General features: G+C 57.8%; 14 protein-coding genes, 1 tRNA gene and 2 pseudogenes. 8 read left to right on the forward strand and 9 right to left on the reverse strand.

Annotation, left to right across the window (positions count from 1 at the left end; translation table 11 throughout):
• Positions 1–194 precede the first annotated feature (194 nt).
• Entirely contained in the window at positions 195–1,724 is a 1,530-nt protein-coding gene (locus I6J26_RS09505) for an IS1634 family transposase (protein ID WP_115024224.1), read from the forward strand.
• A gap of 6 nt (positions 1,725–1,730) precedes the next feature.
• Here the strand turns inward: I6J26_RS09505 and I6J26_RS09510 are convergent, their stop codons facing one another.
• A complete protein-coding gene (locus I6J26_RS09510) occupies positions 1,731–2,501 on the reverse strand; it encodes a hypothetical protein (RefSeq protein WP_115021394.1) in 771 nt (256 codons plus the stop codon).
• Positions 2,502–2,580: 79 nt separating this feature from the next.
• Between I6J26_RS09510 and I6J26_RS09515 the strand changes: the two genes are divergently transcribed.
• Entirely contained in the window at positions 2,581–3,078 is a 498-nt protein-coding gene (locus tag I6J26_RS09515) for a M48 metallopeptidase family protein (protein ID WP_115021395.1), read from the forward strand.
• Here the strand turns inward: I6J26_RS09515 and I6J26_RS09520 are convergent.
• The gene (locus I6J26_RS09520; RefSeq protein ID WP_115021396.1) at positions 3,075–4,511 is read right to left on the reverse strand and encodes a zinc-dependent metalloprotease; all 1,437 of its coding nucleotides are present in this window, start codon (positions 4,509–4,511) and stop codon (positions 3,075–3,077) included. The two genes, I6J26_RS09515 and I6J26_RS09520, sit on opposite strands and share 4 nt — an antisense overlap.
• Before the next feature lie 93 nt (positions 4,512–4,604).
• Here I6J26_RS09520 and I6J26_RS09525 point away from each other — a divergent pair, with 93 nt between their 5' ends.
• Together I6J26_RS09525 and I6J26_RS09530 are read left to right on the forward strand one after the other, a co-directional pair.
• Positions 4,605–5,681: a YlbL family protein gene (locus tag I6J26_RS09525; RefSeq protein WP_115021397.1), complete on the forward strand. Its 1,077-nt coding sequence runs from the start codon at positions 4,605–4,607 to the stop codon at positions 5,679–5,681.
• A gap of 269 nt (positions 5,682–5,950) precedes the next feature.
• Entirely contained in the window at positions 5,951–6,538 is a 588-nt protein-coding gene (locus I6J26_RS09530) for a hypothetical protein (RefSeq protein WP_070672762.1), read from the forward strand.
• Positions 6,539–6,582: 44 nt separating this feature from the next.
• Here I6J26_RS09530 and I6J26_RS09535 read toward each other — a convergent pair.
• The 3 genes and pseudogenes from I6J26_RS09535 to I6J26_RS09545 all read right to left on the reverse strand — a co-directional run.
• Positions 6,583–6,744: pseudogene (locus tag I6J26_RS09535) on the reverse strand (IS3 family transposase); the annotation flags it as partial.
• A 189-nt stretch (positions 6,745–6,933) separates the two neighbouring features.
• Entirely contained in the window at positions 6,934–7,614 is a 681-nt protein-coding gene (locus I6J26_RS09540) for a beta-N-acetylglucosaminidase (protein WP_115021398.1), read from the reverse strand.
• Between the two features lie 77 nt (positions 7,615–7,691).
• Complete coding sequence (locus I6J26_RS09545; RefSeq protein WP_115021399.1) at positions 7,692–8,255, reverse strand: PPA1309 family protein; 564 nt, start codon at positions 8,253–8,255, stop codon at positions 7,692–7,694.
• A 123-nt stretch (positions 8,256–8,378) separates the two neighbouring features.
• Here I6J26_RS09545 and I6J26_RS09550 point away from each other — a divergent pair, with 123 nt between their 5' ends.
• Entirely contained in the window at positions 8,379–11,363 is a 2,985-nt protein-coding gene (locus I6J26_RS09550) for a UPF0182 family protein (RefSeq protein WP_115024240.1), read from the forward strand.
• A 163-nt stretch (positions 11,364–11,526) separates the two neighbouring features.
• Positions 11,527–11,603: transfer RNA gene (locus I6J26_RS09555), tRNA-Met, on the forward strand.
• A 229-nt stretch (positions 11,604–11,832) separates the two neighbouring features.
• Here the strand turns inward: I6J26_RS09555 and I6J26_RS09560 are convergent.
• On the reverse strand, positions 11,833–13,956 hold the full coding sequence (locus tag I6J26_RS09560) for a purple acid phosphatase family protein (RefSeq protein WP_115021400.1): 2,124 nt from the start codon (positions 13,954–13,956) through the stop codon (positions 11,833–11,835).
• A gap of 226 nt (positions 13,957–14,182) precedes the next feature.
• On the opposite strand from I6J26_RS09560, the gene I6J26_RS09565 reads away from it, so the two are divergent.
• Both I6J26_RS09565 and I6J26_RS09570 read left to right on the forward strand, forming a co-directional pair.
• The gene (locus I6J26_RS09565) at positions 14,183–15,940 is read left to right on the forward strand and encodes an alkaline phosphatase D family protein (protein WP_115021401.1); all 1,758 of its coding nucleotides are present in this window, start codon (positions 14,183–14,185) and stop codon (positions 15,938–15,940) included.
• Positions 15,941–16,173: 233 nt separating this feature from the next.
• Positions 16,174–17,367: pseudogene (locus I6J26_RS09570) on the forward strand (IS3 family transposase).
• A 110-nt stretch (positions 17,368–17,477) separates the two neighbouring features.
• Here the strand turns inward: I6J26_RS09570 and I6J26_RS09575 are convergent.
• The 3 genes from I6J26_RS09575 to I6J26_RS09585 form a co-directional block, all read right to left on the reverse strand.
• Complete coding sequence (locus tag I6J26_RS09575; protein WP_115021402.1) at positions 17,478–18,941, reverse strand: integrase core domain-containing protein; 1,464 nt, start codon at positions 18,939–18,941, stop codon at positions 17,478–17,480.
• A 104-nt stretch (positions 18,942–19,045) separates the two neighbouring features.
• The gene (locus I6J26_RS09580; RefSeq protein ID WP_239121759.1) at positions 19,046–21,049 is read right to left on the reverse strand and encodes a vWA domain-containing protein; all 2,004 of its coding nucleotides are present in this window, start codon (positions 21,047–21,049) and stop codon (positions 19,046–19,048) included.
• Between the two features lie 71 nt (positions 21,050–21,120).
• On the reverse strand, positions 21,121–21,567 hold the full coding sequence (locus tag I6J26_RS09585) for a DUF1990 domain-containing protein (protein WP_115021404.1): 447 nt from the start codon (positions 21,565–21,567) through the stop codon (positions 21,121–21,123).
• Positions 21,568–21,581: the final 14 nt, after the last annotated feature.

Below are 21,581 nucleotides of genomic sequence, written 5' to 3' on the forward strand. Positions count from 1 at the left end.
CTCCCTGAGCTCCCCGGCTAGAGGCCGTGCTTGCGGAGCCCCAGGTGGGGAGGGCCGGCCCATGAGGCCTGACTTAGGTCATGGGCGGGTGAGTAACGTCACTCTGACACTGTAACCTGTTGGTTTTCGTCGGTGGGGAAGAATTTTTCCGCACTAAGTGGGTAGTGCCGGGGGTGTTCAGTAGTCTGATTTTTGTGAGTCCTTATATTCGCACTGTCAAGACCGCTTCTGGGGCGATGGCGGTGCAGGTGGTGTTCTCTGAACGCAAAGGTGCGAAAAGGATGAAGCATATCGGCTCAGCGCATTCAGAGTCTGAGCTTGCACTTTTAAGAGCTGAAGCTCAACGCATCGTCGATGGTGACCAACTCGCAATGGACTTCGGAGAGGTGAAACACATCGCACCGGCAACAGGCAGCGTTTCCAACCCGCTGCCGGTAGTCGGTCAGCGGGCCGGATACTTACTGGACTGTATTGATGCGTGTTTCGACGAGTTAGGCCTTGCTGCAGCAACCGGTGATGATCCGGTGTTTCGCGATCTGGTGCGTGCCCGGATCATCCATCCCGGCTCAAAGCTGGATTCCATCGAGACTCTTGCCGAGGTTGGCATCACCAGCGCAAGCTACCGCACCATCCAGAGGCGTCTTTCCTCCTTCGCCACCGAATCGTTCGGAGAGATACTCACCCAAGCGTTGGCCCATCATGCAGGTATCGGGCCAGGCGCATTCATCTTGTACGACGTGACCACCTTGTACTTTGAAACCGATACTCCTGATGAGCTTCGCAAACCCGGATTTTCCAAAGAGCGCCGCCTAGAGCCACAAATACTTGTCGGGCTGCTTACTGATGCCACCGGGTTTCCACTGCATGTGGGCGCGTTTGCTGGCAACTCGGCAGAAACCCACACGATGCTGCCGATGATCACACGGTTCCAAGAGGCCTACCAGCTCGACGAGGTCACCGTCGTTGCTGATGCGGGGATGTTTTCCGCGGCGAACAAACAAGCACTCATTGATGCAGGTCTGCACTATATTTTGTCGGTGAAAACCCCCACCGTGCCTGAGGTGATTGAAACCTGGCGGCGGGAAAACCCCGGTGAAGACTACGCCCACGGCCAGATCTGGACACAAGCCTCGGCAAGCGATGGGCGCAAACACACAACCCCGAATACGGTGACGCATTACCAGTACTCTCACGACCGGGCTAGGCGCAGCCTGCGCGGAATCAAAGAGCAAGTCGCAAAAGCTAAACGCGCTGTTGACGGCGATATCGCAATCAAGCGCAACCGCTATATCGATCTTTCCGCCCCGAACAAGAAGGTCAACTACGCTCTTGCTGCCAAACACCGAGCCCTAGCCGGAATAAAAGGTTATGAAACCGACCTGACCGCTCTTGACGCTAGTGAGGTTATCGGGCATTACCGCAGGCTATTTAACATTGAGAAATCGTTTCGGATGTCGAAATCAGACCTGAAAGCCCGCCCAATCTACGCCAGAAAACAAGACTCAATCACCGCACATCTCAACATTGTCATCGCAGCACTAGCAGTGGCCCACCTAATGGAGACCCGCAGTGGTCAATCCATCAAACGCCTGGTGAGAACACTCAAGAAATACCGCAGCTTTGAACTCAACATTGGTGGCGAAACCATCCACGCCGCCGTACCACTCCCGCCCGATACCACCGCCACCATCCAAGCAATCACCGGCCGCGAACTTCCGCACTAAAGTGGCCTAAGTCAGGTCAATCTCCCTGAGCTCCCCGGCTAGAGGCCGTGCTTGCGGAGCCCCAGGTGGGGAGGGCCGGCCCATGAGGCGGCGGATGGTGACCACCGCGTGCATGACAACTGCGGTGCGCACGATGGGATCCCCTGGCCGTGCGGCCGCATCAGCCCGTTGTGCCACCTCATGCCATTGCGCATCAGCATCAATACGGTGCAGGTGCGCACACATGGGGCAGGGGCCTGCACCATTGACACGTACCGGACCAATAATGCCCCGGGCGTCCAACATGGATACCGGCAGCCACGTCGCTGTGCTCCGGTGGAGTGCCCGTGCCCAGTCCACGGCACCACCGAGCATGTCTACCGCCACGATTGGAAGGTAGCCCGCCACGTTGTCGATGTAATCAGCGGCTGATTCGGTGTGGAGGGGAGTGCGGGGCTGGAAGTGGTCGCCCAGAAGTGCGTCGCGGAGCTCATCGGCTAACACCGAGTTCCCAAGCACCGCGATGCGTTGGAGTCGCGGTTCCGGCCACAAGATGTGGTAGCTAATGAGGTCGTCGACAAGACTGCGCGCAGCAGCAGGTGATAGCCCCGTACGGGCAATCAGATTCTCAATCGTTTGCCTGGTCAGCGGCGTCCGAAGCCGGTTGAGGACACTCGCCAACTGTGGATGTGCTTCTAGCACCCCGACGCGCGTGGCGTCCATTCCGCATTGCACCATTCCCGGCTCGCGTTCGAGAACGACCACGTCCGGCGCCAGCGTATAGGCTTGTGCTGCCATATTTTTCTATCCCCCCGTCGCGCGGCATCCCTCCTAGCCGCGGTGGGTCTTTATTGCACCACAGGTAGAATGCCCTGTCATGTCGAGTAACCCCGAAGTCCGTGTCATTCGCTCAGCCCGGCGCCGGCGCACCGTCCAGGCCCGCAGCGTCGATGGTGTGCTGGAAGTCCGCATCCCGGCGTGGATGTCGGCGGCGGAGGAGGAGAAGGCTGTAGCGGACATCGTGGGGAAGGTGCGGAAGAAGCACTCTTCGGCGCAGCTTTCCGACGCCTCCCTCCAAGCCCGCGCCCGCTCACTGAATGCACGATTTCTCGACGGCCGCGCGACTGTGGGATCTATTCGCTGGGTAAGCAATCAAAAATCCCGTTGGGGCAGTTGTACTACCTCAACGGGAGATATTCGCATTTCAGACCGGCTGCAGGACGTTCCCGAGTACGTTCTCGACGCGGTCATTATCCACGAGCTGACCCACACCTTCATTTCCGGTCATGGCCCGGAATTTTGGGAATGGGCAGATCGTGCGCCCAAGGCGGAGCGCGCCAAGGGCTATTTGGAGGCCTATCAGCGCTTCCGCTAATCCTCGCGGGAGTCTTTGCCGTCGGCGTCGTCACCGTCGGCGTCGTCCTCGCCTTCGTCTGTGCCCTCCGCGTCAGTGTCCTGCGCGGAGTCATCGTTCTGCTGCTTGAGCATTTCCTCCAGCTTGGAGAATTCCTCTTCAAAACCTTCGTCAGTGCTGTCATCGAGCAGGCCATCAATGAAGGAGGCAGGGTTGTCGATGTGCTCCGCCGTCGGCAGCAGATCTGGGTGATCCCACGCGGAATCGCGCTTGTCTGGGCCCACGGCCACGGTGGCGCGACGCCACAGCTCCGCGGCAGCCTCCACCTTCGGGGCATTGAGCTCAATTCCTACGACCTGGGAGAAGGCCTTTTCCGCTGAACCGCCGGTGGAGCGGCGGTGTGCCCATGCCTCATTCATCGCCTGCGTCGACGGAATGCGCTCACTCAGGGCCTCGGTAACCACGTGCTCGACCCAGCCTTCGACGAGTGCCAGAAGGGTTTCCAGACGGGACGCGGCACCAGCGTTGCGTGAGGTGATGCGCGGGGAGAGGTCCATGCCCTGCAGCTTGCCCATCGCATCCTGAATAGCCTGCGGGTCACCGGATTCCAGGTTGAGCTCGCGGGTCGCTTCTTCAATGTGGGAGGTGTCAATGACGAGGCCCATGGCGTACTCCTCGACGGAGGACACGAGGCGCTCCACCAACCACGGCACGTGCTTGAACAGGCGCTGACGGGCGGCCTCACGGGCGCCGATGTAAACGAGCACCTCCTGTCCTGGAACGTTGAGGTTACGGGCGATGGCCTGAATATTGTGCGGCAAGAGTGCCGTGGTGCCAGCGGGGGAGACCGGCAGTCCGAAGTCGGAACCGGTCAGTGCCTGCGAGGCGAGATCACCAAGAGCATGGCCCAGTTTCATGCCGAAGTTCATGCCGGACATCGAATTCATCATTGAGGTCAGGGGGCCCATCATGTCGCGCGCTTCCTCTGGAAGGGACTCGAGCTGCGCGTTGTTCATGTGCTCCGCCACCGGGGTCACCATGCGCTGCCACATCGGGAGGGTTTCCTCGAGCCACTGAGCGGAGTTCCACGCGGTCACGGTATCCGAGGCCGTGGGAAGGTAGGTGGCGTCATCAAGCCACAGCTCGGCCAAGCGTACCGATTCTTGGACGGCGGTGCGGTCTTTATCATTGACCTCTTTATCACCGGAGATCTGCTGCAGGGCAATGCGCTTGGCCAAGTCATAGTTGACCGGGCCGGCGCCTTCCGGGGAGTTCATGGAGGAACCCATACCGGACAGCATCTGGCCAAATTGATTGAGAAGATCGCCTAGGCCACCGCCACCGCCAGCGCCACCCGCGCTGAAGCCGAAGGCGCCGAACGGGTTCTGGTCGCGACGATCGTTGTCGTCGTCATCATCGTTGTTGGGGAAGGAAAAACCGAATCCGTTGCTCATGCGCCCCAATCTACCGGTTCCCAGGTCGCGGATTCTAGGTCTTCGGCAACGCTGAGAGCGAACAGACCATCAGACGTTGTAGGCTGTTTCTCCGTGAATCAACAGCAGAACCTTCGAACTCGCCGCCTCCGTACCCTGACCTGGGGAGCGATTCCGGTGGTGCTTACGGGAGCTCTGCTCAGCGTGGACCACATCCCGGGGACGGACATTACTCTGACGGTTCCGTATGCCGCAGAAGGCCCGGGGCCTGTTGTGGACACGCTCGGTGAGGTAGAGGGAATGCAGGTCGTCGACGTGGAAGCGCCGGAGACGTACCAGCCCACCGGCCAGCTCAACATGACAACGGTATCGGTACGCACCAACATGACGATGGCGCAGGCGTTGGGGCGTTGGCTGTTTACGGATGACACCCTCGTACCTATCGAAAACATCATCCCGCAGGGCAAGACCGACGAGGAGGTACAGGAGGCGAACCAGCAGGCCTTTACCCAATCTGAGTCAGCTGCCACTGTGGCCGCCATGGACTACCTCAACAAACCCGTGCGCGTTGAGGTGGCACAGGTGCTTGACGACGCCCCCGCGGCCGCCACGCTTCACGACGGCGACATCATCACCGCCGTCAATTCCGAACCCGTCACCGAACCCGGCGAGGTCCAAGAGAAAATCCGAGGACTGGCTCCCGGCGATGACGTCACGCTCGACATCACCCGCGACGGTAAGGACCGCACCGAGAAGGTCACTCTCGGCGCCCACCCGGAGGACAAGGGCATTCCGCTCCTTGGCATCCTCATGACGTCGGTTCCTACCGAAGACATCACGGTGGATTACAACCTGCAGGACATCGGTGGTCCTTCGGCGGGCATGATGTTTACCTTGGCGGTTATCGACAAACTTTCCACCGAAGACCTCACGGGCGGCACGACGGTTGCCGGCACGGGCACCATCGGTGAAGACGGAAAGGTCGGCCCTATCGGCGGCATTGTCCATAAAGTTCGTGCCTCCCGGGATGCGGGCGCACAGCTCTTCCTCTCCCCAGCAGAAAACTGCGCGGAGGCCATCAGCCGCGATACCGAGGGCATGGTGGTGGCCAAAGTTCACACACTGGATGATGCCATCGAGGCGATGCAGGACTTTGCCGACGGGAAGCCCGTCGAGACCTGCGAAGGCTAAGTACGTAGGACTAGCACTGCCCAAACTCGCCGCCCAGAGTGGAACTCGTTCACACCCAAGATCCGTAGCGCCGTTCAATGAAGTCGAGCTAAACCCAAGACGCTTCAGACATTACAGGGTTCAATAATGGGATTCCTAAAGCATTGGCAGATATGTTAATATTTCAGCGGTTTCTTTTCTAGAAGCACACGCTTTTCATTCAAGAACGCGTCTCATCGAATTCGAAGGTACGCAATTAACCCTCTGTCGAATTTAAGGATTCTTTAATAATGATTAAAAAGATTGCCACAGGCATTTCGGCAATTGCTCTTGTTGCTACCCTTGCGTCATGTTCATCGGAGGAAAAGCTTCAGGAAGTTGACGTTAATGGACTTACCATTTCTGCAGCTTGTGAAAAGGTTCGAGAAGCAGGCTGGAGAGTGGATGCAGTGCAAGGGACGGAGAACGACCAAGAATCGTCTGATTGTTCCGACAGCGAACGCAAAGTGGCGGAGGCATGGTTTTCTGATGAAACAGTGACCCTGTACTTTGCAAACGCCCCTGTTGCAACTGCCGAAGAAGCCCCCATCGATGAATCACCTGTAGAAGAAGAAACCCCCGCCGAGGCTCCCGCCGCTGAAGACGGTTCTCAGGAAGGTTCCACTCATGGTTACCAAGCCATCTACGACGAGTATTCTGCTCGGCTTCAAAACGAATGCCCTAACCTCTCTATGACCGAATGTGCAGAGCTCTCGAACGAGGGAATCTCCGAGATGGCGAAATATATGTATACCGCCAAGGGCAAGGATGGTCAGTACCAGACCTATGAGGAGTGGTCACAAAAGCTATACGACGTTTACATGTCAGTTCAGCTCTAATTAAGCAGAGTGACTTCTGGACTTGCCCCGAAAGTTGGACTGGTTTAATTTGAGGCAGTTGGAGGCTCAAGAGTCTGATTCCGGTATTGCTTCAGAGTTAGGCCCTTGAGTCGCTTTTGGAACCGTTCGTTGTTGTACCAGTGAGTGCAGTCATTGATCGCGTTGTAAAACGCCTCCAAGCTGGTGAATGTTTTACCGTTGTGTAAATGAACTCAATTGTGAAACGAACCCGGTATTCATCTGGGCAAGTTCGGAACTTTTGGCAGGTAGGGCAGTTTCGAGTGCCTCTTGTCGAGCCCCGGTCCTGCGGTGACATCAATGGGCGGGCAAGCCCGCCGGCGCCTGTGAAGGATCGGCCGCACCTCAACTCACCAGGGCAGCGGTAAAAAGTGAGCCTAAACCAGGCCCAGCTCCTTGAGGCGCTCCTCCGGATCGTCCTGGTCAGTGGAGATCATCTGCTGCATGATGAGACCTTCGTCGTTATCCACGACGGTAAGGATGGCAGTGTTGCCCAACATGGACCAGCCCACGACGCGGTTGCCGCTGTCCTCAACGACGCGCGAACTGCGCAATTCCGTGAGCACCTGGGTGGTCTGGGAAGCCTTGGCCTTGGACTTGAAGAACTGGAACTGGCCCACCTTGGAGCCCGAGCAATTGAAAGAATCCGTCACGCCGTTCGGGTCGCAGCGATCAAACTCCTCAAAGATCTCCTCGGGAACCAAGCCGCCGAAGATGGCATAGGCTTTGTCAACCGAAGCCTCGAACTTCCCGTCCGATGCCGAGCTTGGCTCAGCGGATTCGGACTCGTCCGCGTCGTCGGAGTTGGACTCAGACTCCGAGGCCGGTGCTGACTCCGAGTCCTTGGCGGACGTGGTTTCCTCCGCAGAGCTGGTCTCGCTCACTTCTTCAGAGGCCGAGGTAGCGGCCGCGGAGCTGGGCTCCTCTGAATCTGTTGACGCAACAGGCGAGGTAGCTGGCGACGGCTCGGGGGTTTCCTTATTCCCACATGCGCTCAACAGCGCGCCGGCGGCGAGCACGGCTGAGGCAGCGGCGGTGAGGCGGGTGGTCAAACGCACGGTGGGGTGGCTCCTCTACAAAGCGGTACTGCTGAATAACTCGATAATGCTTAATGCTATCTGCCCAGTTTAGACGATTAAATAAGCTCGTCTGGATCCTGCTCCAAACCGTAGCGCAGGGCAGCGATGACGCCCGGTGCTACGTTCGGCCCTCCGCGCAGTTGAATGTCGTCCTCGGCGAAGGGGCCAGCTGCTTCCAGCTCTTCCTCCGTGGGGCGCAGCTGCAGGAGGGTAAGCTCAGCGCCGTCCGAGCCGTCCTCGCCCACGCCGTCGCGCAGGACACCAGAGAAGAGGCGGGCCGGGTGGGCGTCGCTAAGCGCGGCGTCCTCCGTGTCTTTAAACATGATTTCCTGTGCCAGGATGACTCCGGCAATCTCGCGCGGCCACGCCAGGCGAGCTACGTACTCTGCTAAGTGCTCCGACCCCGGCTCGATGCCTTCCGGTAGCTCCTGGACGACAAGGGTAAGCGGCGACTCTTCATCCACATCACCCAACTGGGCAGCGACTAACTCGGTAGGTACGAGCGCAAACAGAGTAGGTGGGGCATCCCAGCCCTCGGCGTGAATGAAGTCGACGGCCTCGCGCATCGCCTTGTTGAGCGCGCGGTGTACAGCTGGCTGGGAGTGTGGTTGGGAACTCATAAGTGTCCTTGTTCGTTGACGGGGTTAGTGCTTCTCTAGACTAGAAGCTTGATACCTCTATGTTCGCACGAGACCTGATTGGAGCTGGAGTTGGCTTCCGGACTGAACCGACCCACCGCCCCGATGAAACGTCCTCCCAGAGCACTGTCTTGGGTCGTCGCTATCATCGCTGTCCTCTTGTTCATCGGCCCCATGTTCGTGGGCTTCTACACGGACTGGAAGTGGTTCGGTGCGATTGATTACCGCGGGGTCTTCACCAAGACCCTGATTACCCGGATCATCCTCTTCGTAGTCTTCGGACTCGTTGCCGCCGCTATCACCTACGTGGCCGGGCTACTGGTATGGCGTGGTCGTGGTGGTTCGCTGGACATGGCTGATCTCAACTCGCCGGTCTACCAGTACCGCAAGTCCATTGAGCGCACCATGGGGGTCTTCCTCAAGACCCTCCCGCTGCTTATCGGTGTCGTCTCGGGCTTGCTGGGCCAGGCCAACTGGCGCACAGTCATGCTCTTCCTCAACTCGCATGACTTCGGCTTTAATGACCCGCAGTTCCACCACGACTTGGGCTTCTACGCCTTCCGCCTGCCTGTATGGTCCATGCTGGTCAACGCATTCTCAATGCTGTTTGCAGTGTGCTTCCTCATCGCGCTGGTGGGCCACTACATCCTGGGCGGAATCCGTATTGGTAACCGTGCGGCCGGCGTGCGCGGATCGCTGTCGAAACCGGCGCGTACCCAATTGGCCGTCACCGCCGGTATCTGGATGCTGCTGCAGGTGGCTGGCTACTGGCTGGAGCGCTACCAGCTGCTCTACAACCAGCACTCACTGTTCACCGGTGGTTCTTATACCGATATCAATGCCTACCTGCCGGCAAAAATCATCCTCATGATCATCGGCATCTTTGTGGCGGTAGCAATCTTCTCTGCTGTGGTCATTAAGGACCTGCGCATCCCCGGTCTTGCCGTGGTGCTCATGGTGCTGTCCGCACTTGTTATTGGTCAGGGTTGGCCACTCATCATGGAGCGCTTCTCTGTTAACCCGAACCGCCAGGCTAAAGAAGCTGAATCCATCTCCCGCAATATCGAGTCCACCCGCTTTGCGTACGGGCTTACTGAGGACAAGGTGACCTACGAGGAGAACTGGGGAGCAGGAGACGTTTCCGATGACAAGGTGGGTTCAGATGACTCCACCATCTCAAACCTCCGCCTGCTGGACCCAGACATTCTGGCGCCGACGTTTACTCAGATGCAGCAGCTAAAGAACTTCTATGGCTTCCCGGAAACTCTGGCGATGGACCGCTACGAGATTGACGGCGAAATCCGTGACTTCGTGGTGGCCGCCCGCGAGTTGGATCCCAACGAGCTGCAGGAGAACCAGCAGAACTGGATTAACCGCCACACCGTGTATACCCACGGCAACGGCTTTATCGCCGCGCAAGCCAACAAGGTGGATGAGGTGGCCCGCGATGCAGGCTCTGCTCGTGGTGGTTTCCCCATCTTCACGGTGGCTGACCTGCAGACTCAGTCCGGCAAGGACGCTGAAGGCGAGGGCGAGACCCAAAACGCTGAAGAATCCTTGGGCATCAAGGTGGACGAGCCGCGTATCTACTATGGTCCGGTGATTGCGAGTGCACGTGATGGCATGGATTACGCCATCGTGGGCAAGACCGGTGACCAGCCGGTGGAGTATGACACCGATACCTCCACCTACACCTATGACGGTAAAGGCGGCGTTGATATTGGCAATATCGTTGACCGCACAGCCTTTGCCCTGAAGTATCAAGAGCTGAACTTCCTGCTGTCGGAACGCGTCGGTTCCGAATCCAAGCTTCTCTATGACCGTGACCCGCGTGAGCGCGTGGAGAAGGTCGCCCCGTGGCTGACGACGGATTCCTCCACCTACCCGGCAGTCATCGATGGCCGCATCAAGTGGATTGTGGATGGTTACACCACCCTGGATTCCCTCCCGTATTCGCAGCGCACCTCGCTGACGGAGACCACCCAGGATACCCAGAACCCGACGGGCACGACGCAGCGCTTGGTCAATGACCAGGTGGGCTACATTCGTAACTCGGTGAAGGCGACTGTCGACGCCTACGATGGCACCGTTGACCTCTACGAGTTCGACACCGAAGACCCCGTGCTCAAGGCTTGGGAGGGTGTGTTCCCGGGCGTCGTCAAGCCTGAGTCGGAGATTTCCGACGAGCTGCGCCAGCACCTGCGCTACCCGGAGGACATGTTCAAGGTGCAGCGCAACCTGCTGGCCAAGTACCACGTGGATGACCCGGGCGTGTTCTTCAACAACGATGCCTTCTGGTCCGTCCCGGAGGATCCGACCGCCGGCGAGTCCCAGGGCTTGAACCAGCCGCCGTACTACGTGCTGGCTTCCGACCCGGAGACCAACAAGCCGAACTTCCAGCTCATCACCTCCTACCGTGGTTTGAACCGTCAGTTCCTGTCCGCCCACATGGCGGTGTCTTCTGACCCGGAGACCTACGGTGACATCACCGTGCGCGTGCTGCCGACGAATACCCAGACCCAGGGCCCGAAGCAGGCGCAGGATGCCATGATGTCCTCTGACCAGGTGGCTCGTGACCGCACGCTGTGGCAGGGCTCGAATGACCTGAAGAACGGTAACTTGCTGGCACTGCCGGTGGGCGGGGGAGAGATCCTCTACCTTGAGCCGATTTACTCGCAGCGTAAGGGCCAGGAATCCGCGTTCCCGAAGCTGCTGCGCGTGCTGGTGTCCTACAAGGGCCGCGTGGGCTATGCCCCGACGATTGGTGAGGCCTTGGAACAGGTCGGCATCGACCCGAAGGCAGCCCAAGACATCACGGAGATCGAGGGCGACTCGGGCGAGAAGACCGACAAGGATGACAAGGAGAAGTCCGACGGTGACCAGAAGGACGCCAAGGATGACAAGGATTCTGAGGCATCCGGACCGGCTTCCGCTCCGAAGGCATCCAACGAAGGTGAGGCCATCGACGCCATCAACAAGGCCCTCGACGGTGTGGACAAGGCCAAGGGTGGCTCCTTCGAGGAGTACGGCAAGGCTCTGGACGAGCTGGACAAGGCAGTGGAGGACTACCGCTCGCTGCAGTCCCAGTAAGTCGAAACCAGCGCCGGGAATCAAGCCTGGCGCCTCAGCGTAAGATGGCGCCTGCCCAGGGGATTTGGGTAGGCGCCATGGTGTCTGTATAGTTACATGAGTCGCCAGCGCACAGGGCTAACGCTAGTGCGCAGAGCGCTTGATGTTCGGAAGTGCATCTCGACGCGGGGTGGAGCAGCTCGGTAGCTCGCTGGGCTCATAACCCAGAGGTCGTTGGTTCGAATCCAGCCCCCGCTACCAACTTCCGAGACCCACCAGTCCCTTTGGCTGGTGGGTCTTCTCGTTTTGCCGGCCTCGGACCGCTCGGCCCGACAGCGGCCGACTCGAGCGCTAGGCCTTACCGTCACCGTAAATAAGCCCCGAAATCTTTGCAGATTTGAGGCACTATCTACCGTGAACGACGATCGTCGTGGGCGCGGCTAGGCTTAAGGGACATTTCAGCAAGGCACCACCGTTGTCTAGGGGGTGATTAGAACAGTCTGATGTAGATCCCGAAAATCGAGTTGAGCATGTGCTGAATGTTATCGCGAAGTGGGCTGTTCGGGGCCAGGGCAGCCGCGCCGCCGGCGACGACTAGTGCACTGATTGCACCGAGCAGGAATCCAATTACGCCGCCGCGCGAAGACATGCAATCCTCGTCCGAGGAGCTCTCAGAAGAGTGCGCCGAGCTTCCCGACGACCCCGAGGAAATCTCCTCGCAAGACACCCGCTCCTTAGACGGTTCCTCAGAGGGGCGTGGTTGCTGCTCGGACGGTTCCTGCGGCTTACCAGCCACAGTAGAGGTAATCGTGGTGGGCACTACCTTGGTCTCGGTCCGTGTGCCACCGGGGACCACGACCGTGGAGGTAAGCGTCGTTGGAACCTCCTTGGTAATCACCTTGGTTCCACCGTCTCCCTTAACAGTGGAAGTGACGGTAGTGGGAACGACTGTGGTCTCTACCTTGGTTGTTCCTGGTTCTTTCACAGTGGACGTGACTGTGGTGGGAACTACTTTGGTCTCGACCTCGGCCGGTGCAGGCTCCTTCACAGTGGACGTGATCGTCGTGGGCACGTCCTTGGTTTCTGTCTTTACTTCGGTGGTCGGGACCGTCGTCGTGATGACTTTGGTCGTCTTCTCTGCGGGGAGAGTAGTGGTTACCGTGGTGGGAACCTCTTTGGTTTCGGTGGTGGTGATGGTCGTAGGGACCACAGTCGTGACGACCTCAGTGGTCGTGGCAGGTGTTGGAGTGGTGGGCTCCTCTTCACGAGGTTCAGGGATAGCGCGGTCATTGTTGTTGATGGTGACCTTATCCACCAGATACGGATTGTTGGCGTTGTAGGTGCGGAAGGTGAGGGTCTCACCGGTCACATCGACGACCATGTAGTCCTCGTCGTAGTCCTGGCGCCAGAACGCAGTGGAATCGTGCACTAGCGCTGGATCCATGTTCTCCATGCGGGCATTGGGGTACTTTTTGCCGTCTTCGCCCTGGAAATCATAGAACTTACCGCCACCGGCGGAGCTGGTGGTGATGTAAAGGACCTCGCCGTCGTTGGGGTCGAGGACATCGCCACGCTTGCCCGGGGTTTCAACTGGGGTAAGGCCGTCCATGAGGTGGGTTCGGGTGTAGATGTGGTCATGGCCGCTGAGGACAACATCCACATCCAGATCTGACATTACGGGAGCTAGTTTTTCGCGGAGGGCGGTGACGTCAGTATCCGTGTAGTGGGTTCCCTGGGAGAAGAAGGAGTGGTGCATGCCTACGATGACCCAGTCGTTAAAGGCGCCACGGTTCTCAATGGTCTTACGTAGAAACTCCGCGTGGCGATCAATCTCAGCTTCGCTATGGGCGTTAGTGTCCAAACCGATGAATAGGACGTTGTTGCGCTCGAAGTAGAAGTTGCGCAGATCTGAATCCTGATTCGGGTTGATGAAGTGCTCGTCGTAGTGCTTCATCGCCAAGTCTGACGGGTAGGTCTCGTGGTTGCCTGGAATCGCATTTGTAGGGTAGTTGCGGATGGCAGGTGCAGAGAAAAAGCCGTCATACTGCGCCACGGTGGATCCCCAGCCTTCGACCTGATCGCCCAAGGACCAAATCATGTTGGCGTCTGGGTAGTCTGCAGTGGCATTCTTGATGGTGGTGTTCCACTGATCCGTCTGCCCCTTTATATCTGTATCGACGCCGATCTGGGCGTCGGCAACGGTGATGAAGCGCCAGTCTTCCCCGAAGCTACCGGTGTTGAAGGTTTCTTCCGCAGACCAACCGCCTTCATCCGAACCAACACGGTACGTGTACTCGGTATTTTCTTTTAGTCCGGTCGCGGTGGCGTTGTTGGAGACATACGCCACGGCACCGGCATCCTTTTCCTGGGCATCGAAGGTCTGCGTGCCCTCCGGCCCGGTGATTTCGAGAACTTCCTTATCGGCTGGGCCCTTGGTGCGCCAGGACACGATCACAGAGCTCTCATCGCTGCCTGGCTGGAGCACCATGCGGAACGTCGGATCAGTCTGTGCTGAAGCTTCGAACGGCACGCCAATTTGTGCGGTGAACGTGAGCGCGGCTGCAGTGACGACGGCTACGCCTGCTGATGCCGGAGAAAAACGGAAAAGTTTCATTATTGTCTTGTTATGCCTTTGTGTGAGAAATCTTAAGGGGGGCTGTCCGTCGGTAGGGCTCTCCGCCGAGAAAACGGAGAGTCGAATATGACTTCCATACAGAAACACGCGCAGATGAATCCTTGGTTAATCGGAATAAAAATCTAGAGAAAGTCCCCTACAATGGGGGTCTCAACGGGTTTGTACGTGTTGAAGGCACCTTTTTGTTGGGCTTAGGTTAAGCTTCATGTCCCACGAATTCGGGTCCACGAACGGGCCGTCACACTCGAGCAATTTCTTAGCTAATTCTTCAATTCCGTCTCGCATCAATCGTCGTACAGCACTGCGCTGGGGTGCCGCCAGCGCTACCACCGCAGCTGCTGGATTTGGCCTAGCTTCTGCCGCAGCGCAACGCACCGAAACAGGAACCGCACCGCTGGATACCTACAACCAGGATTCCGACGCACAACTCCCGTTCCTCCATGGCGTCGCTTCGGGTGATCCTCTACCCACGTCAGTGGTGCTGTGGACACGCGTCACCCCGGACAGAGATTGCCTGCCGGGGTCCGGAATGGGTGAGGACGTCGATGTCGACTGGGAAATCGCGACCGACGAGTCCATGAACTCCGTGGTAGCTCAAGGCAGGGTCACTGCGTCCGTTGATCACGATCACACCGTCCATGTCGATCCTTTTGGGCTCGCCCCTGATACCGAGTACTTCTACCGCTTCCGAGTAGCATCCGGCCCGCACGAAGGAGCAGTGTCCCCGGTTGGCCGAACGAAGACTGCTCCGGCGGTTGATGCTGAGGTGGAAAGTCTTACCTTCGCTGTGGCATCCTGCGCTAACTACGAGTCCGGATTCTTTAATGCTTACAAGGACATGGCGGAGCGCGGCCGCTCAGGAGAGATCGACTTCGTGGTCTTCCTCGGTGACTACATCTACGAGTACCCCACCGGTGAATATGCTGGTAAGAGCGGAGTTGCCCGCCCGCACCACCCAGTGTGGGAAATCGTCACTCTCGAGGATTACCGCATCCGCTATGGCCGTTACCGCACGGATGCGCACCTCCAAGCAGCGCATGCAGCAGCACCGTGGGTCGTGGTGTGGGATGACCATGAGACCGCCAATAACTCGTGGCGCGAGGGAGCGGAAAACCATACCCCGGGGTTTGTGGAAGGTGAATGGACAAGGCGTTGGAACGATGCGCTGCAGGCCTACTACGAATGGATGCCGCTGCGCCAGAAGCAGCTGAGCGAGGGTGGAAAACTCTACCGCAATCTGCGCTTCGGATCCCTGATGGAACTCACCATGATGGACCTTCGTACCTACCGTGACCAAGAGACCACCTCCGCCAACTTTGGCGATCCGAACCGAACCATTGTGGGCGATGAACAGCTGCAGTGGCTGCGCGACACCATCTCGATGTCGGACGCGACGTGGATGGTGATGGGCAACTCCGTGATGATGGCCCCGATGCGCATCATGACTTTTCCGGGCAACGACGCAGCGAACGAGGGCCTGCGCTTCGTCAAGGGAAATACCTCAGGTTTCGCTGTCAACTCTGACCAGTGGGATGGCTACACCGCGGATAGGGACCGCCTTCTCGAAGCCCTTGAGGCGCGTGAGGGAAATTCTTTGTTTATCACCGGTGACATTCACTCTGAATGGGCCAACGACATCTATCGCGGTGAGAACCGCGTGGCGTGTGAGATGGTGACCACGTCGATTTCGGCGCCGAACATCGACGAAATCCTCACCACTTACACTGGCATCTACCATACAGAAGACAATTCCACGTCCCTGCTTATTGAGGATGCCATTAAGAGCGCCAACCCGTGGGTCAAGCACTTGGATTACGACTCTCATGGCTATGCCGTTGCCAACCTGTTCCCGGGACGAGTTGACATGAACTATTATCGCGTCTCTGACGTCGAAGACCCCGACGCTTCGGTGGCCTTGGCCGTGACAAAGACATGGACCCCTGAGGGCGGCTTTGATTCTTAGAGTCGACCGGGGTGGTTGCCCTCCGCTCAGCTCATGCAGACCCGAGCGCTAAACCCTCACCGTCACCGTAAATAAGCCCCGAATTCTTTGCAGATTCGGGGCACTATCTACCGTGAACGACGATCGTCGTGAACGTGGCTAGCGGTGTTATGTCCATAGGGGGACCTGACCCCTGTTTGGTAGACACCTGATATCCAGCCCTGTTGGGTTGGGAAGAAAGGTAATCTACCACCATGCCTAGGTACTCCGAACAGTTCAAACGTGATGCTGTGGCCCTCTACGAAAACAATGAGGACCTCTCACTTCACGCGGCTTCAGCAGAGCTTGGAGTCAATCGTTCCTCACTTTATTCCTGGCTTAAGCAGTACGGCACCGGCAAGCGTGCCCGCACAAAAAGCATGCGCGACAAGGCACAGGCGACGACTGATTCTGAACGAATCCGCCAGCTAGAAAAAGAAAACGCAAAGCTGCGCGAAGAACGCGACATCCTGCGCAAGGCCGCGAAGTATTTTGCTTAAAGAGACACGCTGGTACTCCGCTTCCAGTTTGTCTATGACCACCGAACCGAATACTCGGTCAAGCGGATGTGCCACGTGTTAAAGCTCAATCGCTCCTCGTTCTACAAATGGGTGCAAACCCGCGAAAAACGCAGGTTAAAGACGTGTTCTGATGCTCTTATTGGCGCACAAATCAAGACCATCTTCGATGATGAGCACGGGCTTTATGGTGCTAAACGCATCGCTGCAAGCCTCAACGACGATACGGACTTTCCTCCGATCAATCACAAGAAGGTCGCACGCATCATGAAATCCATGGGGCTGAAAGGCTTTAGTAAACAACGTCGATGTGTCACTACTAGGCGTAAGCCTGGTCACCGAGTCATGCCAGATCTAGTAGGCCGCAGATTCACAGCTGACAGGCCGAACCAAGTCTATGTAGGCGATATTACGTACCTGCCGTGTAAGGGCGGCAAGAACATGTACCTTGCCACGGTCATCGACGTCTACTCGCGCAAACTTGTCGGACATGCACTCGCCGATCACATGCGGGTATCGCTGGTTATCGAAGCTTTGTCCCATGCCAGCAAGGTTCGCGGAAGCCTTAAAGGGGCAATTTTCCATTCTGATCATGGCAGTGTGTACACCTCACAAGCCTTTAGGGACCACTGCGCCCAGCTTGGTGTACGCCAATCCATGGGCGCGGTGGGTACAAGTGCTGATAATGCCCTGGCAGAATCCTTTAATGCCGCCTTAAAGCGTGAAGTTCTGCGTGATCGAAAAGTCTTTGACAATCCCGTCATCTGCCGCCAAGAAGTCTTTCGATGGTGCATGCGCTACAACACGCGCAGACGGCACTCCTGGTGCAACCTTCTAGCCCCCGATGACTTCGAAGCACTCACATCAGCTACACTGACCCAAGCAGCATAGCTAACCCCCGACGTGTCTACTTTCCGGGGGTCAGGCCCGGGTTTTTGGACATGGAGTCCGGTGTCTTTTTGGACACGGAATCCATGGAGGTCTTGGACACTTCTAGCGGTTTATGGTTGTGGCCTGCGTTTCGGCCGGGGTTTGGATAGTTTCGGGTTCATCCGCGGTGGTTGGCGGTGTTTCATTCCTTCAACGAGGTTGATGTTGATCTGGCCACCTGGTGGTCTGTGGCTCAACGTGATCGGCAGTGGCACGCTGAAGAGGAATTCACCGTCATGGGCCGTGTAGAACTCCGCAACGTTTTCGGCTGTGACTGTGGAGTAGAGTCTGCGGTTTTTAAACCTCAGACCAATGTAGAGACCGAAGCCGCACACGCGTACAACGCCGTCTTTGCTTACGCAGAGCTGGTCTGGGATACCCCAATGGTTTGTTGAATTTGTCGTCGGCGCCGTTAGTGTGGGGGTATCGGTGGGAGGTATGCCTTGCAAAGCTGCCATGTCATCGGTGCAGGCCTCGTGTGAAGTTGCCGCTTCCGCGGGGCCGTTTAGCATTTCGGATACAGCTTGTGGATTGTGCGCTTGGTTATAAGCGACTACGCGGGCCCAGACCTGCTCGGGATCGAGTGGATGCTGAGGCGATGGTGCCTTGGGGAAGGTATCGAAGGCCTGGCGTGGTGTGATGTGCATTTTGCCGACCAGCAGTGATTGGTGCCGTCGTCGTTCGTTGTATACCTGGCGATATTCAGCCAGATATGTGTTGACCTCAGCAAGGCTGACTGGGTGGCGTGCATCGAGGAACTGGGTCAACGTGCGGTGAGAGCGTTCGTCTTTTCCCTGGGTTGTCGGGGCGAAACCAGCAATAGCAAGTACACCTTGGCTAGCGAGCCAAGTTTCAGTAGCAGAGAGAAAACCACGGTGATAGGTGGCGAACGCATCGCCATTGTCGGAAAGGATTTCTTGAGGTTTGCCGTAGGCGGCGAACGCTGCAGCCAGTACGGCGCGCGCATCAGTACCGTTTTCTGGCAGAGCGAACGCTGTGGTTCCGACATCGAATCTGCTGGCATCATCGATAATCTGGTAAATCGTGACATGTGTGTGGGCATGGTCAAAGAGGCGGTAGACCAGTCCATCGATTTGCCAGAGTTCACCGACGAGATCACGGGCGAAGCGCTTATAGGAGCTGCGGGGGCGTTTGCGGGCATTGGCATCAACAAATCCCAGCTCATGAAGCCACGAGGCGATTGTAGAACGCGACGGTGTGGAATCTGGGCCTACAGTGTCAAACAAGAAGTAGTAGATCGACCAAGGCCCATAATCCAAGCCTTGCTCCATCAACTCCTGCCTGGCGTGGACGACTGCGATTTTATCGGCCTCGTTAAATTTCTTAATCGGATTCTTCGGGGCAGTCGAATCAGGCACAATACCTGCGCGACCCTTCTGCGCTAACCGGCTTTTGATGTTGTGGTACGTCTGCCGCGAGATTCCTAATTCTTTGCAAAACTGTGTGACCGTCTTGCCGTCACGAACGGGATCGAAATCTGCGACCTTTCTACGCTTATGCAATGGAATAGCCATTCGGCTATTCCACCGCCGCAAACGTCCAAAAAGCCACTAGACATCCCGTCCAAAAACATCCTGGACTCCGTGTCCAAAAAGTCGCTAGACATCACAGAACGTGGCTAGCGGTTGAGGCTCCTGATGACAAGCACTAGTGCAATGATGAGGCCAAGCAGGACTAGCAACCCCAGCCCGCCAATCAAGGGAAGCGGGATAGCAGAGAAGAACGAAGAGTTGTCCTTGGCTTGCGCCTGGTTATTGGAGTTGTCCTGGGCAGTTGGCTTTGGTGCCTCCGAAGGTTTCTCAGTTTCAACCTTGACAGGAGCAAAGGTTGGTTCCGGGACGGGATCGCCGAAGGCGTCCACCACGAGGTCATAGGTCAGCACCGGCAGTTGGGTGTTTTCGTCGATTTCTTGGTCGCTGAGGAATTGTTCATAGTTGACGGCGATATATTGCTCGCCGCCTTTCCATACACGAACATTGTCCGGCCACCCAGAACCTTCGTTGCTAGAGCCACCATAACGGTTGGCAAAGAGGATCGGCGCTGGATAACTGAAGTCTTGGCTGCTGTCTTTCTGGACGGTCGCACGGTATCCTTCCATGCGAATCTCACTGCGCGCGTCGTTATAGGCAGTCAGAACAAGTCCATCACCAGCTCCGGAGTGCTCGAAATCTTCTGCCTCCTCAACCATGGATACCTTGCCCGCAAGTTGCTGGCCGTGCTCGACAGGGATTCGATAAAAGTGAGTTTCACCGGGGACGATCTGTGCTCGTACGGGTTGCTTCGGAGAAAGCTCGCTGGCATCGGTGAACCACGTACCGGGAGTAACCTCAGTGGGCTCTCCGGAGGCTGCAACGGGACCTGCTTCAGTCTTGTCTTCGGCTGCGTCGGGTTGACCCTGCAGGTCGGGTTTGCCGAAGCGAGTGATGGTTACTTCTGTACTGAGCTCTTCATCCTGCTTCCAGTCGCCGGAGCGATTAATGCTGAAGACCAGGTCTTCGGTGGGACAGCCGTTCTCACCACCTGCAACGCTGTATAACGTCGCAGTCTGATACTGGTTCACAGAGGAGTCGGTGGAATTAACTGCGTCGAGCTCACAAGACAGTTCTTGGGTGTCTATTGCAATGTGGAGATACTCACCACGGCGGAAGTTGTTGATGCTTGGTTCCTGCGCGGTGGTGGCGCTGATGACTACGTGCTCCCCTTCGGCCAGTGGCGTTGAGAAATAGTGAGCGGATTCATCCCGAGACTGTGAGCCTTCTTTAGGGCGAAGAGTGGTGGAAAAGGCCTCTACGTCACGGTCTACCTTGGCCGGGGAACCTTCGGTTTCGCCGCCTTCGATCTCCTCCAAGTCTGACTCGTAGGCGTTGTAAGCGCGCGGGGCGGCGCGGCGTAGTTCTTTGGCCAAGCTATCGGCGTCGGAAGCATCGGCGTAGGTGCCGCCGGTGGCGTCGGCAATGCACTGCAGTTCCTGTTGAGCCTCGGGCTCAACGTTGAAGCCCACCGTGTTAATGACGAGATCGATACCTTGTTCCTTAAGCTCCTTGGCTACGTCACACACTGGTGGCGGGGTACAGGTGGCCACGCCGTCGGAGACCAAGATGATGCTGCGCTGGCCTTCCTTTGGCAGTTCGGCCGCGGCTTTTCGCAGGGACTCACCGATGGGGGTAAAGCCGCGGGGTTGCAAGCCGTCCATGTGGGCAATCATCTTCTCAGTGTTGCCTGCCTCGGGTGGTGTTACCACGGTGATGTCTTGACAACCGGCCGCCTCATCCTCGGGCGCCTCGCCGGTATTGCCGCCGTAGGTGACAAGGCCCAGCGGGGCATCGTCGCCGGCTTCACTAATGAAGGTTCGGGCGGCCTCTTTGGCAGCATCGATGCGGGTCTGGCCGCCGGCGTCGTTGGTGATCATGGAACCGGAGGAATCGAAGACCACCATGGTGGGGGCCATAGTGCTGGAGCCAGACGGAGCATTCGACGTGGATGGGCTGGGGGATTCTACTGTCTTGTCGTCGGCAGCGGCTACTGGAAAGATCCCAGCCACAATGGCAATGGCGATGGCGGCTAGGAAGCCAAGTAACGCGGTGAATCGTGATGACGACGAGAAGCGAGGCGCTGTATTCATGTGAGTCAAGCTACATTATGCGCGGGGGCCTTGCTGTCGACAGCGGCTCGCGAGGGGAGTGGCCCCCACTGTTAACCGTCCAACGCCCGCAGATAGAAGCACCGGATCAATGCGCGCCGGGGAATATCGAGCAGCGGGCGTAGGAAGGTAAGGCGGGCGGGCTGGGAGGAGGCATCGACAAGCAGCAGCGTGCGCCCATCCCGCAGGCGCTCTAGTGTGAAGGTTTCTTCGCCGCGCTCGATGTGGCCGGGGAGGGTGCCGTAGGTAAAACCGCAGCGCCCCTCCTCGCGGAATACATTCACCACTCGGCAGCGAAACTCCCACGGCCCCAACCCAAGGCTGACCTCTGCGCCTTCCTCCACGACGTCATGAGTAGCGCGCACGCGGAAGAGGCCGCTGCGCTGCAGTCCCCAGCGAAAGAGCCTGCTGGACGCGGCCTCGAAATCAGCATCAATGACGCGGGACATGTGCAGCTGCGGGAAGCCCTCGGTGGAGGAGTAGGACAGTTGCTCAGACATGGGGCTTAGCCTAG

Origin of the sequence: Corynebacterium minutissimum (genome assembly GCF_016889765.1) — a bacterium.
Taxonomy (GTDB): domain Bacteria; phylum Actinomycetota; class Actinomycetes; order Mycobacteriales; family Mycobacteriaceae; genus Corynebacterium; species Corynebacterium minutissimum_B.